14 protein-coding genes are annotated in these 14,975 nt (G+C 72.0%); 11 read left to right on the forward strand and 3 right to left on the reverse strand.

The window, feature by feature from the left end; genetic code table 11:
* The 8 genes from ACRAKI_RS12045 to ACRAKI_RS12080 all read left to right on the forward strand — a co-directional run bounded on the left by ACRAKI_RS12045 (position 1) and on the right by ACRAKI_RS12080 (position 7,662).
* A complete protein-coding gene (locus ACRAKI_RS12045) occupies positions 1-720 on the forward strand; it encodes a DsbA family protein (RefSeq protein ID WP_447007148.1) in 720 nt (239 codons plus the stop codon).
* Positions 721-747: 27 nt separating this feature from the next.
* The gene (locus tag ACRAKI_RS12050; protein ID WP_447007149.1) at positions 748-1,011 is read left to right on the forward strand and encodes an acyl carrier protein; all 264 of its coding nucleotides are present in this window, start codon (positions 748-750) and stop codon (positions 1,009-1,011) included.
* A 31-nt stretch (positions 1,012-1,042) separates the two neighbouring features.
* The gene (locus tag ACRAKI_RS12055; protein WP_447007150.1) at positions 1,043-2,320 is read left to right on the forward strand and encodes an aminotransferase family protein; all 1,278 of its coding nucleotides are present in this window, start codon (positions 1,043-1,045) and stop codon (positions 2,318-2,320) included.
* Positions 2,317-3,498, forward strand: a complete 1,182-nt coding sequence (locus tag ACRAKI_RS12060; RefSeq protein ID WP_447007151.1) for a beta-ketoacyl-[acyl-carrier-protein] synthase family protein — start codon at positions 2,317-2,319, stop codon at positions 3,496-3,498. The genes ACRAKI_RS12055 and ACRAKI_RS12060 overlap by 4 nt, the downstream gene beginning before the upstream one ends.
* Positions 3,495-4,463, forward strand: coding sequence for a beta-ketoacyl synthase N-terminal-like domain-containing protein (locus ACRAKI_RS12065; RefSeq protein WP_447007152.1), 969 nt, complete (start codon positions 3,495-3,497; stop codon positions 4,461-4,463). Before ACRAKI_RS12060 ends, ACRAKI_RS12065 begins: the two co-directional genes overlap by 4 nt.
* A gap of 74 nt (positions 4,464-4,537) precedes the next feature.
* Positions 4,538-6,052, forward strand: a complete 1,515-nt coding sequence (locus ACRAKI_RS12070) for an acyl-CoA carboxylase subunit beta (protein ID WP_447008398.1) — start codon at positions 4,538-4,540, stop codon at positions 6,050-6,052.
* Between the two features lie 8 nt (positions 6,053-6,060).
* Complete coding sequence (locus ACRAKI_RS12075) at positions 6,061-6,249, forward strand: acyl-CoA carboxylase epsilon subunit (RefSeq protein WP_447007153.1); 189 nt, start codon at positions 6,061-6,063, stop codon at positions 6,247-6,249.
* 282 nt (positions 6,250-6,531) lie between these two features.
* Complete coding sequence (locus ACRAKI_RS12080; protein ID WP_447007154.1) at positions 6,532-7,662, forward strand: PucR family transcriptional regulator; 1,131 nt, start codon at positions 6,532-6,534, stop codon at positions 7,660-7,662.
* Between the two features lie 75 nt (positions 7,663-7,737).
* Here the strand turns inward: ACRAKI_RS12080 and ACRAKI_RS12085 are convergent, their stop codons facing one another.
* Positions 7,738-9,042, reverse strand: coding sequence for an AAA family ATPase (locus tag ACRAKI_RS12085; RefSeq protein WP_447007155.1), 1,305 nt, complete (start codon positions 9,040-9,042; stop codon positions 7,738-7,740).
* Positions 9,043-9,139: 97 nt separating this feature from the next.
* Between ACRAKI_RS12085 and ACRAKI_RS12090 the strand changes: the two genes are divergently transcribed.
* Complete coding sequence (locus tag ACRAKI_RS12090) at positions 9,140-10,366, forward strand: tetratricopeptide repeat protein (protein ID WP_447007156.1); 1,227 nt, start codon at positions 9,140-9,142, stop codon at positions 10,364-10,366.
* A gap of 85 nt (positions 10,367-10,451) precedes the next feature.
* On the opposite strand, the gene ACRAKI_RS12095 is transcribed toward ACRAKI_RS12090, so the two are convergent.
* On the reverse strand, positions 10,452-10,856 hold the full coding sequence (locus ACRAKI_RS12095; RefSeq protein ID WP_447007157.1) for a hypothetical protein: 405 nt from the start codon (positions 10,854-10,856) through the stop codon (positions 10,452-10,454).
* Positions 10,857-11,110: 254 nt separating this feature from the next.
* Between ACRAKI_RS12095 and ACRAKI_RS12100 the strand changes: the two genes are divergently transcribed.
* Entirely contained in the window at positions 11,111-13,336 is a 2,226-nt protein-coding gene (locus tag ACRAKI_RS12100; protein ID WP_447007158.1) for a carboxypeptidase-like regulatory domain-containing protein, read from the forward strand.
* Positions 13,337-13,414: 78 nt separating this feature from the next.
* On the opposite strand, the gene ACRAKI_RS12105 is transcribed toward ACRAKI_RS12100, so the two are convergent.
* The gene (locus ACRAKI_RS12105; RefSeq protein WP_447007159.1) at positions 13,415-14,614 is read right to left on the reverse strand and encodes a S8 family peptidase; all 1,200 of its coding nucleotides are present in this window, start codon (positions 14,612-14,614) and stop codon (positions 13,415-13,417) included.
* Positions 14,615-14,773: 159 nt separating this feature from the next.
* On the opposite strand from ACRAKI_RS12105, the gene ACRAKI_RS12110 reads away from it, so the two are divergent.
* Positions 14,774-14,965 carry a VOC family protein gene (locus ACRAKI_RS12110; protein WP_447007160.1) on the forward strand — a complete coding sequence of 64 codons (192 nt, stop codon included), beginning with the start codon at positions 14,774-14,776 and terminating at the stop codon, positions 14,963-14,965.
* Positions 14,966-14,975 lie beyond the last annotated feature (10 nt).

Genomic DNA, 14,975 nt, shown 5'->3' on the forward strand with positions numbered 1-14,975 from the left:
ATGAGCAAGGCACCGAAGCGACCGCGCTGGTACTTCTCCCTGAGGAGTCCCTACTCGTGGTTCGCCTACCGCGACCTGGTGGAGAAGTACCCCGACGTCGCCGACACCATCGAGTGGATCCCCTTCTTCGAGCCCGACGAGCAGAGCACCGCGATGCTCGGCGAGGCGGGCGTCGACCTGGCCGTGGTGGCCATGGCGAGGGCGAAGAACTTCTACATCCTCCAGGACACGGCGCGGATGGCCGCGGCGCGTGGCTGGAAGATGACGTGGCCGGTGGACCGCAACCCGGTGTGGGAAGTCGCCCACCTCGGCTGGTTCGTCGCCGAGGACGCGGGCGTCGGCAGGCAGTACTGCGACCGGGTCTACCAGGCCCGGTGGGAGCAGAACCTGGACGTCAGCGACCGGTCGGTCATCCACGACATCGCCACCGACCTCGGCATCGACGCGGACAAGGCCGCCACCGCGTCCGACGACCCGGAGCTGCGCCGGCGCGGCCTGGACACCCTGGTCCGCTGCGCCAAGGACGGGATGTTCGGCGTCCCCTTCTTCATCAACGGCCGCAACAAGTTCTTCGGCGTGGACCGGCTGCGCGCGTTCGTCGCGGACGTCCGCGGCGACGTCTACGCCGAGGTCGAGCAGGCCTGGGACGCCGAGTACCTGGACTTCCCCGAATTCAGCGTCCCCGGCGCCGACCACGGCCACGCCGGTGGCTGTGGCTGACCGCCGCCCGTCCCGAAAGGACCTGGAATGACCGACTCCACCGCCACTCCCACCGTCGACGCCGCCGAGCTGCGCGAGCTCGTCGCCGACGTGCTCGACCTGCCGCTCGAGAAGATCACCGACGACGCGCACTTCGTCGAGGACCTGGGCGTGGACTCGCTGCTGTCGCTCGAGCTGGCGGTCTCGCTGGAGCGCCACTACCAGATCAAGATCGAGTCGCACGAGGTGTCGGACGTGGTGCGGATGCGCGACGTCCTGCGCCTGCTCGACGGCAAGCTGGCAGGCCGCTGACCTTCCGCCGACCACACCACCGGGGAGAAACGTGAACCACCTCTGGCACCCCTTCGCCGACATGGCCGCGGTCGGGAAAGCGGGCGAGTTCGTGGTGGACTCCGGCGACGGGGTCTGGATCACCGACGCGCACGGCAACCGCTACCTGGATGCCACCGCCGGGCTGTGGTTCGCGAACGTCGGCCACGGCCGGGCCGAACTCGCCGACGCCGCGGCGAAGCAGATGCGCAAGATCGCCGCGTACTCGACCTTCGGCGACGTCGCGACCCGGCCGACCCTCGAACTCGCGGAGCGGCTGGCGGACATCTCGCCGGTGGCCGGCACGAAGGTGTTCTTCACCAGTGGCGGGTCGGACTCGGTCGAGACGGCGGTCAAGCTCGCCCGCCGCTACTGGCACGAGGTCGGCAAGCCCGACCGCACCCACGTCATCGGCCGCGGGCACGGTTACCACGGCATGCACGCCGCGGGCACCTCGTTGTCGGGGCTGCCGCTGAACAAGGCGGACCACGGGACCCTGGTCCCGGACACCGCGACCGTGACGTGGGACGACCCGGCCGACCTCGCCGCGGCCATCGAGCGGCTCACCCCGGAACGGGTGGCGGCGTTCATCTGCGAGCCGGTGATCGGAGCCGGGGGAGTGCTGCCGCCCCCGCCCGGCTACCTGGCCGAGGTGCGCCGGATCTGCCGGCACTACGACGTCCTGTTCATCGCGGACGAGGTCGTCACCGGCTACGGCCGGCTCGGGCACTGGTTCGCCAGCGGGCGCTTCGGGCTGGAGCCGGACATGATCGTCACGGCCAAGGGGCTCACCTCCGGGTACGCCCCGATGGGCGCGGTGCTCGTGGGACCGCGCGTCAGCGAGCCGTTCTTCCAGCCGGACGGCGGGGTGTGGTGGCGGCACGGCTACACCTACTCCGGCCACGCCATGTGCGCCGCGGTCGCCCTGGCCAACCTCGACCTGATCGAGCGGGACGACCTCGTCCGCTCGGCCGCGTCGTTGGAGGGCGTGATCGTGGACCACCTGGCACCCCTGGCCTCCCACTCGGCCGTGGCCGAGGTCCGGTGCGGCGTGGGTGCTCTGGCGGCGGTGCAGCTCAAGGACGCGGCGTCCGCGCAGCAGGCGGTGCGCGCCGCACGTGCCCACGGGGTGAGCACCAGGGCGATCGGGGCCGGCGCGTTGCAGGTCTCACCGGCGTTCGTCGCCACGTCCGTGGACATCGCGGCGATCGCGACCGGGCTGTCCGCCGCCCTCGACACCCTGGTGGAGCCCCACATCCCGGATCCCCGTTGTGACGGAGCGTCCAGATGAACACTGTGGTGGTCACCGGCACGGGTGCGTTGTCGGCGGTGTGCGCCGATCCGGCGGACCTGTGGCGCGCCATGACGGAGCGGCGGGAACCCCTCCCGGAGCCCGCACCCGGGATCGGTCCCGAGTGCGGCCCGGGGCTGTGGCGTCGGATCCCCGACCCGTTGCTCGACCAGGCGCGCGAGGACCTGCCTTCCGCCGGTCGTTCGACCTTCGCGGCCTGGGCGGCGGTGGGCCAGGCGTTGGCCGAGGCGCGGTTGACCGGCGCCGACACGGCGCGGATGGCGGTCATCGTGGCCAGCGGTGTCGGCGACGTCGAACAGGCCGAGCGGTGGCGCGGCGGTGAGCCCGCACCGGAGCAGTGGCCGCCCAACCACCGGTCGGCCGCCGTGATCGCCGATCGCCTCGGCGCCCGGCAGGCCGCTGTGGACCTCTCGAACGCCTGCGCGGGCGGCGCCTACGCGATCGCCCTCGGCGCCGGCATGATCGCGGACGGGACGGCGGACGTCGTGGTCGCCGCCGGCGTGGAGACCGCCTCCCGGCTGATCGCCGCGAGCTTCAACCGGCTCGGCGCGCTCGACCCGGAAGGGTGCCGGCCGTTCGACCGGAACCGGGCGGGCACCAGCCTCGCCGAGGGAGCCGGTGCGGTCGTGCTCGAATCCGCCGAACGCGCGCGGAGCAGGGGTGTTCCCGCCCTGGGCACGGTGGCGGGCCACGGCTGGACCTGCGACGCCCACCACGCCACCGCGCCGGACCCCAGCGGCGAGCGGATCATCGCGGCCATGCGGCGTGCGATCGACCGCGCGGACGTGCGTGCCGACGACGTGGGCCTGGTGGTGCCCCACGCGACCGGGACGCCGTTGAGCGACGTCACCGAATCGGCCGCGCTGAGCGCCGTGCTGGGGAACCGACTGGGTGAAGTCCCGCTCTACAGCACGAAAGCAGCCCTCGGCCACACCGGCGCCGCCTCGGGCGTGCTGTCGACCGTCGCGGCGCTGGCCGTGCTCCGCCACCGGGTCGTGCCGCCGAACATCGCGGTGAAGGAACCCGACCCGGAGTGCCCGGTGTGGGTTCCGTCGGAAGAGGTCGCGGTACGGGGCAGCCACGCCCTCGTCAACGCGTTCGCCTTCGGCGGCCACAACATCTGCCTCGTCCTTGCCCACGCGGAGGACCGACCGTGACGACTTCAGCCCCCTCCCCGTCACCGGTCGCCGACCCGGTCCGCGAACTCGTCGTCACCGGCGTCGGCGTGTGCGCGCCGCCCGCCGAAGCCGCCCCGGACTGGTTCGACTACCGGACCGAGCTGGGCGCCCAGGGCTACAAGTACGTTCCGCGCGCGGCGCAGTACCTGTTGGCGGCGGCGAAGCGGGCCCTGGCCGATGCCGAGCTGGAGCCGGAAGGCCCGGACGACCGGTGCGGGGTGGTGCTGGGGTCGAACAACTGCGCCTCCCAGCTGCACGCCGACATCGACCGGGAGGTCGCGGACACCGGCACCCGGTTCCTGCGCCCCGCCACCGTGCCGTACTTCTCGGTCAACCTGTTCCTCGCGCGCCTGGGCATCGAGCACGGCTGGCGCGGACTGAGCCTGGCCCTGCACACCCCCGCGACCGCCGGGGTGGAGACGGTGGCGCACGGCTACCGGGTCGTGCGCGACCGCGACGTGGACTGGCTCGTCCTGGGCGCCACCGAGACGCCACCCGACGCCAACGGCGCCGGTGGGCCCGTCGCCGATGACGGCGCCGCGGTGCTGATCGTCGAACCCGCCTCGCGCGCGGCCGTCCGCGGCGCGCGGGTCCACGGGTCGCTGGCGTCGTCATCGCTGTTCATCCCGCCGTCGGCCGTCGCACGCGACGCGGACGCCGAAGTGGAGCGGCTCCGCGCCGCGCTCGCGGGCCACGGCGTCTCCGCCGACATCCCCGTCCGACTGCTGGACGATTCCTCACCCGTGGCCGACGTGGTGTCCCGGGCACTGCCCCGAGCCCGGCGTCGCACCGTGGGTCCGGGGTGCCTGAGCCCCGTTCTCGAGGTCGCCGACATCCTCCGCTCCGGTGGACCCGGCACGGCGGTGGTCTGCGCGAACGCGGTGGGGACAGTCGCCGTGACGGTGGTCGTCCCCGCCCGCCCTGCTCCGGGAGGAAATCCGTGACCGCACTCGACATCCCGCCCACCGCGCACGCCGAGTCCCAGGGCATGGCGGCCCTGGTCGGCGAACTCGCCGCGATGCGCGAAGCCGCCGCCGCCGGCCCGTCGCCGGAGGCGACCCGGGCCCAGCACGCGCGCGGCAAGCTGACCGCCCGTGAGCGGATCGACCTGCTCTTCGACCCGGGCTCCTTCCGCGAGGTCGACCAGTTCCGCAAGCACCGGGCGACCGGGTTCGGGCTGGAGGCCCGCACCCCGGCCACCGACGGCGTCGTCACCGGCTGGGGCACCGTGGACGGCCGCACGGTCTTCGTCTACGCCCACGACTTCCGCATCTTCGGCGGCTCGCTCGGCGAGGCGCACGCCGAGAAGATCCACAAGGTGATGGACCTCGCGGAGGCGGCGGGCGCGCCGATCGTCAGCCTCAGCGACGGCGCGGGCGCCCGGATCCAGGAAGGCGTCTGCGCGCTGGCAGGCTACGGCGGCATCTTCCGCCGCAACGCGCGGGCCTCGGGGGTCATCCCGCAGATCAGCGTCATCCTCGGCCCGTGCGCGGGCGGCGCCACCTATTCGCCCGCGCTGACCGACTTCGTCTTCATGGTCCGCGACATCTCCCAGATGTACATCACCGGTCCGGACGTGGTGCAGGCGGTCACCGGCGAGGAGATCACCCACGAGGCCTTGGGCGGCGCGGACGTGCACACCGGGATCTCCGGCGCGGCGACCTTCGTGTTCGACACGGAGGCGGAGTGCTTCGAGGAGGTCCGCCACCTGCTCTCGCTGCTTCCCGCGAACAACCGGGAGCTCCCGCCGGTGGTCGAGCCGGGCGACGACCCGGACCGCCGCAACGACGTCCTGCTAGACCTCGTCCCGGCCGATCCCACCCGGGCCTACGACATCCGCGACGTCATCGGCGAGGTCGTCGACGACGGTGATTTCCTCGAAGTGCACGCGAACTGGGCCGGTAACGTGGTGTGCGCGCTCGCCAGGCTCGACGGGAATGTCGTCGGAATCGTGGCCAACCAGCCGGCGGTGCTGGCCGGGGTGCTCGACATTCACGCCTCCGAGAAAGCCGCGCGATTCGTCCAGACCTGTGATGCCTTCAGCATCCCATTGGTCACCCTGGTGGACGTCCCGGGATTTCTCCCCGGCCGGGGCCAAGAGCACGACGGGATCATCCGGCACGGCGCGAAGCTCCTCTACGCGTATTGTTGCGCCACCGTTCCGCGCGTGCAGATGATCCTGCGAAAGGCGTACGGCGGCGCGTACATCGTGATGGACTCCCGTTCGATCGGCGCCGACCTGTCGCTCGCCTGGCCGACCAACGAGATCGCCGTGATGGGAGCCGAGGGTGCGGCGAACGTGGTGTTCCGCCGCGAGATCGCGGCCTCGGACGACCCCGCCGCCATGCGTGCCCAGCGGATCAAGGAGTACCGGCAGGAACTCATGCACCCGTACTACGCGGCCGAGCGCGGGCTGGTCGACGACGTGATCGATCCAGCTCACACGAGGGGCGCTCTGATATCCGCGCTCGCCATGCTGCGGTCCAAGCGCGTGGAACTCCCCGCGCGCAAGCACGGCAACCCCCCGGTGTGATGGACCCCATGAGGTCGGACCTGGTGCTGCTGCGCGGAGCGCCCGACGACGAGGAGCTGGCCGCGCTGGTCGCCGCGCTGACCACCCTCCGGCGCGCGCCCGCCCGGCCGTCCGGCGTGCGCGTTCCCGCACCTTGGACGGCTTCGGGCGGTTATGCTCCGCCCCGGTCCTGGGCCGCGCGCACCCCGTCTCCCTGAGAACCGGGACGCCGCCGGCCGCGGCGTGCGGGGATTGTGTTCGCCTGCTGAAAATAGAGGATGTCTCACATGTCGTTCCGGCGACGGCTGAGATAGGCGAAGCGTCAGGTCCGCATTCGGCCCGGTAATCGTCGGCTTGCCCAACTCGATCATGTGCGCTTCACTGGCGAGCGAGGGTGGGTCGTCATCTCTGGGGGATAGGACCAACCGATGAGCAATGCTGAGATCCGAGGGCCTTTACTGGCCCGGCCTTCGCTTGTGAAGCGCATGCGAGCGGCCCACGTGGACATTCTCGACGACCTGTCCGTAGGCATCCTCGAAGGCGATGGACCGCTGACGGCGGCCGGTCCGGCCAGCAGGCGGCTGTGGGTCTCCAGCGCGCGCACGGTCATGGAGGCGGGGCTGGACGTCTGGTCGGGCGCCGCCTCGCTGCCCGACCAGGACTGGAACATCCACGTCGAACTCGCCCAGGACGCCGTCGCCAACGGCGTGCCCCTCGGGAACGTCCTGCGCGGGATCGAGATCGGGTACACGGCCCTGGTCACGGGGTACTGGCGGGTGGCCGAACCCGGTGACCACAGCGAACTGGTCGCCTACACCGCGTGGAACGGCAAACTGGCCGACGGCTGCCTGCAAGCGCTGCGCGACGGGTACTTCCTGTCGGTGAAGTCCGACGGGAGGATCGAGGTCGCCCGCCAGGCGTTCCTCGAATCCCTGCTCGCGGGCACCCCGCGCGCGGACCTCGCGGTGAACGCCGGACTGGCGCTCGCCGCCGCGTACCTGGTGATGGCCGTCCCGGCGCGGACCGTGCCCACCGACGCGTTCCCGCGCGACGTGCTCGTCAACCAGACCGAGCGCGGGGCCGTCGCCCTGTTCCCGGCCGTCGACGCCCCGGACATGTGGGCGCGGACGGAGGCGCAGGCGCGGCGCTGCGCCCAGCTCAGCGGCGTGTCGACGATGATCGTCCTGGCGCGGGCGGCCGAGCCCAGGATGATCCCGGCCGCGGTGGTCGGCGCCGAACGGGCCTCGGCCCTCGCCTCCGCCCTCCAGCTGTCGGGCGTCGTCCGGCCGGAGACGCTCCGGCTGGAGCAGGTGCTCGCCGAGGACGGGTTGCTGCGCCAGGACGTCACCCAGGTGATCGAGCCGATCATCGACCAGTGCGACCTGATCACGACCCTGCACCAGCTCTACCAGACTGACCTCGACCGCAGCCGCACCGCCACCAGGCTGGGAATCCACCGCCGCACGCTGTCCTACCGGCTGCAGAAGATCGCCACGGTCACCGGCGTGGACCCGCTCAGCAGCCGCGGGATCAAGGCTTTCCAACTCGCCCTGGCCGCGCACCAGCTCGACGGTGAGCGCCCCTTGCCGGAGTCCTTGCCGGAGGAGCTGCCGGGCCAGCGCGCGAGCTGACCCGCCCGCGCCGCCGACCTGGACCTCGACCAGGTCCTCTGGCCCGACCCTCGCGCCCGACCCCCGGGAGGACGCTCAGCGGCGGCGCTTCTTCAGGTATGCCGCCAGTTCGTCGTACGCACCCGCGTCGTTGCCGTACATCGCGTAGTTCCGGGCAGTCTCCATCCACTCGCCGATGCTCGGCCGCACGGACTTCGCCGCTTCCTGGAGGTGGCGCTGGGTGATCGGCTGGACCCGGCCGGACGCCATGGACGCCTCCATCGCCGTCTCCGTCGCCTGCTCGCAGATCAGCGCCAGGTCCGCGCCGGACATCCCGTCCGTCCCCTTGGCGATCTTCCCGAGGTCCAGCCGCTCGGTCGGACGGCCGCGCAGGTGCAGCCGGAGGATCGCCTCGCGCGCCTCGACGTCCGGCGGCAGCACGAGCACCGTCCGGTCGAACCGGCCGGGCCGCAGCAGCGCCGAGTCGATGTCCCACGGGTGGTTGCTCGCGGCGAGGACGAACACGCCCTCGTTGTCCGTGCTCGCGCCGTCGAGTTCGGACAGCATCTGGTTCACGACCCCGCGCATGGACGACCCGCCGCCGCGCAGCTGCGACCGCTTCTGGCCCAGCGCGTCCATCTCGTCGAAGAACAGCAGGCACGGCCGGTTGCGACGGGCGGTGTCGAAGATGCCGCGCAGGTTCCGCTCGCTGCTGCCGATCCACATGTCCAGGACGTCGCTGAGGCCGATCTCGTAGAAGCTCGCACCCAGTTCACCCGCCAGCGCGCGGGCGATGAACGTCTTGCCGCAGCCGGGAGGACCCCACAGCAGCAGCCCGCCGCGCAGGGACTTGCCGAACTCGACGCGCAGTTCCGGGTTGCGCAGCGGCGTCAGGAACGACAGGTCCAGCCGCTTCTTCACGTCCACCAAGCCGCCGACGTCCGCCAGCGTGAGCCCGGCCTGGCCGAGCGTGCCGATGGCCGGTTCCGGGACGGGCTCGCTGTCGGACCACTGCCGGAGGATCTCGTCGGCCGTGTCCGGGATGGCGGTGGCCGGCGAGTGCGGCGACACCGGCTCGGCGGGCTTCGGCTCGGCGGGCTTCGACATGGCGGGCGCGGCGGGTGGGTCCGCCGGCGGCGTCGCGGGGTCGAGCGCGTCCGCGAGCCGGCCGTAGGAGGTCGCCTTGGCCTCGTCGCCGAGCGCCCGTGCCGCTTCGGCGGCGGTGCGCAGCGCTTCCACGTGGTCCGGCACGGCGGCGAGTACGGTGGTGGCGTTGGCCAGCGCCTCGTCCGGGCGGCCCGCGTCCAGCAGCAGCCGGGCGACGTGGACCCGCACCGGGTGGTTGGCGGGGTCCGCGGTCAGCGCGCCGAGCAGTGCCTCGATCACCGGGTCATGCTTCACGCGCGGAACGGTACCCGATCGTATTCTTCTCCTTTGACCAGCGACTTCCCGTGTCTCTACGGTATGCCGGACGAGTTCGGCGTAGCCGGGGTGGGGGATGGACGAGACTGCTGGTGTTGCGGTGCGGCGTGGCCAGGCGCTGCTCGATCTCAACCGGGCGCGGGAGGCGGAGGAGCAGTTCCGCACGGCGCTGGCCGCGGCCCCCGGTGAGCCGACGCTCCACGCGTTGTTGGCCCAGGCGCTGCTGCGCCAACAGCGCTTCCAGGAGGCCCACGACGCCAGCCGCGCGGCGGTCGGCGCGGCCCCGGAGCACGTGATGGCCTACTCCACGCTCGCCGCGTCCCTCGCCGGGCTGAAGCGCCTGAACGAGGCCGAGGACGCGGTGCGGCACGCCCTCGCCCTCGCGCCGGAGGCAGCGGTGCTGCACGTCCAAGAGGCGTACGTGCTGCTGGCGCAGAACCGGCCGGTCGACGCGCTGATCAGCATCGGCCGGGCCCGCGCCCTCGACCCGGAGGACTCCGACGCCGCCGCGGTGCAGGCTGCCGCGCTCTTCGAGTCGCACCGGTTCGAGCAGGCCGAGGCCGCGGTGGACGAGGCGCTGCGCCTCGACCCGCAGAACGCCGACGCCCACCGCATCCGAGGGCTGCTGGCGCTGCGCCGCGGTGGCGGTGAACCCGCCGTCCAGGCGCACCGCACCGCCCTGCGCCTGTCGCCCACCGATTCGGACGCCCGGGAGGGCCTGTCCGTCGCGCTCAAGTCCCGCAACCCGCTCTACGGCCTCATGCTGCGGTACGGCATGTGGCTGAAGACGCTGCCGACCGGGCTGCGGCTGCTGGTGCTGTTCCTGCCGTTCATCCTGACCCGGCTGCTGCGGCCGTTCGAGGGCGAGGCGTGGGCGAGCGTGCTGCTCGTCGTGGTGATCGCGGCCGTCGTGCTGAGCTGGAGCCTCGAACCGCTGATGAACTGCGTGCTGCTGCTCAGCCGCGAACGCCACCTGCTGAGCCGGTCGGCGCGGCTGTCGACATACGCCTTTCTCGGGTTCGCCGCGGCGGCCCTCGCGGTGCTGGCGGTCGGCCTGAACACCGGTCCGGAACGGCTGTTGACGCTGGCCCTGGGCTTGTGCCTGTGGGCGATGGCGACCGGCTCCGCGCACGTCATCCGGACGGACCGCCGCAAGATCCTGACCATCGGCGCGGCGGTGGCCGCCGTCGTCGCCGCCATCGCGTTCGCCGGGGCGGTGGGCGGGGTCGGCGGCTCGACCGTCGCCGTGACGGCCGTGTTCCTGAGCGGCATCGCGGCCACCTGGTTCACCGTCTTCGCCTGATCCACCCGGTTCACCCGGGCGCGGCGCGACGCGGCGGTGTCGTCGCGCCGCGAGGTCGGGCGCCTGCGGGCGGCGGACCGGCCGCCTACGGCCGGTAGCAGTCCTCGACGCCGTCCGGCTTGGGCTGGTTGCCCGCGAGCAACGTGACCACGTCCGGCTCCTTGAGGTTCTCCGGGTAGCCGGGCCAGTCCGGCTCCTCACCGTTGACGTGGAGCTCGTCCAGCCAGTACCCGGACTGGCCGGACACCTTCTCGAACTCGAGGTCGCAGCCCTTGACCCGGACGGTCACCTCCAGGACCTTCTGCGACGACTTGATCGTCCGCTTGCCGACCTTCTTGCTCTTCTTCTCGGACTCGCTGCGCGGCTCGCCGATGCCGTCGAAGCCCGCCGCCTTCAACTCCTGGACGAACTTGTCGTCGTTGCTCGAGCACGCCACCAGGGACGCGGCGCAGCCCAGTGCCAGCAGCACGGACGTGACCTTCGTGTTCATGGCGCACAGCAAACAGGGGCGATCGGAGAACCCGCGCCCCAGGTCGCCCAACCGTTACCGCGCTGTGATCTGACCTCGGGCGGCGAACGTCCGGTCCGTTCGTCCGTATGGCTGCGGAAGCACTGGAACATAACGCTTCTCGCCGGTCCGAATACCTCATTCTGCGGTCTCGTAACGAAAACAGCCGGGTCGAGCGAAACAGGGTCTGCGCCCCACAGGGCGCGGTCGCCTACCCGACTTCGTCAGGAGAGCCCATGAAACGGTTCACCACCTTCGTCGTGCTGTTACTGGTCGCCGCCGTCGGCGGCGTGCCCATGGCGGACGCCGGTCCGCTCGACCGGGTCACCGTGTGCCACTCACCGGGCACACCGGCCGAGAAGACGCTGACCCTGCCCGCACCCGCCGCCGAGGCGCACCTGAGACACGGCGACCGGCTCGGGTCGTGCGAGGACGGCGTCCCGTGCGCCGCGCCGCCGCCGATCCAGGGGATGCCGCCCGGCACCGAGCCGGCGGAGGAGCCCGAGTACGTCTCCGAGTCCGTCGCGGTGCTGTCGGGCGCGAGTGAGCACGGCTTCACCGCCGCCGGCGCGCCGATCACGTTCCGCCTGAGCTGTCCCACGCTCGACCAGTCGGTCGAGTCCGTCGTCGTGTACGACAACGGCCGTCCGCTGCCGTTCGCGGCGCTGACCACGGCCGTCGACAGCGTCACCATCACCGCCGGTCTCGGCGCCGGCCGCCACGACCTGGCGCTGTCCGCGCTGGACGTCCACGGCTACGCGATCGAGGCGGAGTTCGTGCTGTGGGTCGGCAACCACTCGGTGCCGGTCCTCGTGCTCGACGACACCGGCGCGCCCGTGGAAGGCGCGTCGGTGGTGGCCAAGCTGTCCGACGACCCGGACGTGTCGGCGGCCCTCGTCACCGACGCGACCGGCCGCGGTGCGTTCGCGAACCTGCCCAACCGGTCCTACAACGTGATCGCGCAGGCCTCCGGCAACCGGTTCGCCACCCAGCCGACGAGCGTCTTCGACGGCACCGTCGTGCTCCGGCTGCTCGGCATCGGCGCGCCGAGCGCGGTGGACAACAACGACTTCTCCCAGGGCACGGCGGGCTGGGACGTCGGCACCGCACCCGTCTCGGTGATCCCGCACGTCGAGGGCTCGCCGTCCGGCTTCGCCGCCGCGGGCCAGGCGGTCGGGGCGCGCACCGAGGAGGCGTCGGCGCAGGCCACCGCGGCCATCACCGGTGCACCGCCCGCCGGGCTGTCGGCCGAAGCCGCCGACTTCGACCTCGCCCTGGACACGGCGGGGGAGGGGCAGCAGTCCGTCTCGCGGACCTTCGACGTCGAGCCGGGTGTCAAGAGCGTGACCGTGCGGTACCGCTTCATCACCAGCGAGGTGCCCGGCGGGTGGTTCGGCAGCGAGTTCAACGACTTCTACAACGTCGCGGTGCGCTCGTCCCAGGCCTCCGGCGTGGTCAGCAACGGCAACAGCATGAACGGCCTGGGCCTCGCCGCGTTCGACGGTGGCGGCGCGACCGGCTGGAGCGAGTCCGAGCTGCCGGTGAACCCGCAGGGCGACACCGTGCGGGTGGACCTCGCCGTCGCGAACGTCGCGGACGGACTGTTCGGCTCGCGGGTCGTGGTGGACGTGGTCAAGAAGAAGAAGCTCACCATCAGCCAGGTGCAGCTGCGCGACATCGACAACCAGGCGCTGCAGTACCTCAGCGCGTCCAACCACGCGTACTTCGGCGGCCAGACCCGCGTGCACGGCACGATCACGGTGCAGGGCCCCAAGGACGAGTCGCTGACCGAGCTGGCACTGGAGGTGGTCGAGGGCGGCACGACCGTGCGCGGCACCCTCGCCGCCGCCGTCCGGCCCACGCTGGTGACCGCGTTCGGCGACGACGAAGAGAACAAGATCACGACCAACCGGCTGCTCTTCGAGATCCCGGCCGCCCTGCTCAACGCGGTCAACCAGTCCACCAACGGCCAGTTGACGCTCCGCGTGCGGGCGACGTCGTCCAGCGGGGAGACGGCGGAGAAGGACGCCGGCACCGCGACCAAGCTCGTGCGGTTCACCGGCGCCAACCGCTACGGCGAGCGGGACGCGACCGTCGGCGGCGACGACTGGGCGCTGCCCACCGTGCGCACGTTCATCGACGGCGCGGGCCAGAGGTGGGGCGACTTCTCCAACATGAACGGCGGACCGTTCGCACCGCACTCCTCGCACCGCGCCGGCACCAGCGCCGACGGCTGGTTCAGCGGTTACAACGACCGCAACGCCGCCACCGCGGCGACGATCATCAACCAGCTCAACACCCACGGCACCCGGATCCGCACGGTCTACGTGACCTTCGCGGCCGGCAGCGCGTTCGCCCAGGCGATCGCCGGCGTCACGCTGAACGACGGCCGCGCGGCCACCGCGGTGATCCGCAATCACGGCGGTCACACCACCCACTTCCACTGGGAGGTCAACCCCTGACGGCAGGTGGTGACAGGTGAGCGGGGGACGGCCACGGGCTCGTGGTCGTCCCCCGCTCGCTGTAGTCGGTCGTGCCTGTCAGAACGAGGCGACGTCGAGCAGCGGTTCGTGCGTGGCGTCCGGGTCGGTGGCCGTGTTCCACATGCCGGTGCCGGCCGCTCGCAATGCGGACTTCACCGCGCCGGGTGACGCGGTGGCGTGCGCGGACTTGTAGAGGGCCGCGCCGCCGGCGACGTGCGGGCTGGCCATCGACGTGCCGGAGATCGTGTTGTAGCCGCCGCCCTTCCAGGTGGACAGGATGCAGACACCGGGGGCGATGAGGTCCACGTCGGCGCCGTAGTTGGAGAAGTCCGCGAACGTGTCGTCGACGTCGGCGCGGCAGGTCGCCGCGCCGCCGCCGCCCGGTTGTCCGTTGAAGTCGGCCAGTGCGCTGACCGTGATCACCTCGTCGTAGGCGGCGGGCACGAAGGTCGCCGAGTCCGCCGCGCTGTTGCCCGCGGCCACGACGTACGTGACGCCGGCCGCCACCGAGCGGCAGATCGCCTCGTGCATCGCGTCCCGGTTGGTGCCGCAGGCGCTGTCACTGCCGGACCCTCCGAGGCTCATGTTCGCGACCTCGATCTCGTCGGCGTGCGCCGTGACGTAGTCGATGCCGCAGATGATGTCGGAGAAGCTGCCGCTGCCCTGGTTGTTGAGGACCCGCACCGGCCAGATCCGGGCGCCCGGCGCGACACCCACGACGCCGTCGCCGTTGTCCAGGGCGCCGATCGTGCCGGCGACGTGCGTGCCGTGCCCGTTCCCGTCGTCGGCGCTCCGCCCGCTGGAGCAGTTCTTCGCGCCGGCGGTGTGCACGTTGAGGTCCGGGTGGTCGAGGTCGACGCCGGTGTCGATCACCGCGACGTCCACGGCGACCCGCTGGTCGACGCCGTCGATGCGGGCGGTCGTGCTCAGCTCGGCGTCGACGCGGTCGATGCCGGTGGGGGTGGTCTGCGCGGTGGTCGTCGCGACGCCATCGGGTTGGACCAGCACGACCCGCGGGTCACGGGCGAGGCGGGCGGCGGCGGTGGCGGTCATCCTCGCGGAGTAGCCGCGCACGGCGCTGGAGTACACGTGGTTCGCGGTGGTGCCGTGGTCGGCGGAGACGGAGGACGCTTCGACACCGTTGCCCAGCAGGACGATGTACCCACTGGTGCGCGTGTCGGCGTTGCTCGGGGCGGCGGGGAGGACGGCGGCGAACAGGACGGCTGCGAGCAGTGACTTGCCGAGTAGGCGTCGCATGGCACTCCTGTAAGGGCGGGTGCAGGGACTCCGATGTTCCCACTCCACGACGCCCGATCCGCTGCGCCGTTCGGGCGAGATGACCGCACGTCCGCTGGTTGCGGTCGTGGGGACCAGGGCCGGCATCCGGCATCCGGCATCCGGCAGACGGGGGAAGCGGTGCCCAGCGCCCTGCGGGCCGAGATCTTCGTGGCCGACCTCGACACCTTGGACGACGTGCACGCGGAAGCGTCCCGCGTCCAGGCCGAGGGTCTGCCTCTGGGGAACGGCGTCCAGGTCCGTCCGTGGGGCTTGACCGACTTCCGGATCCACGACCCTGACGGCTACTACCTGCGGCTGACGTCCGCCTGACCGGTGCCCC

It is taken from the genome of Saccharothrix isguenensis, from assembly GCF_052936305.1.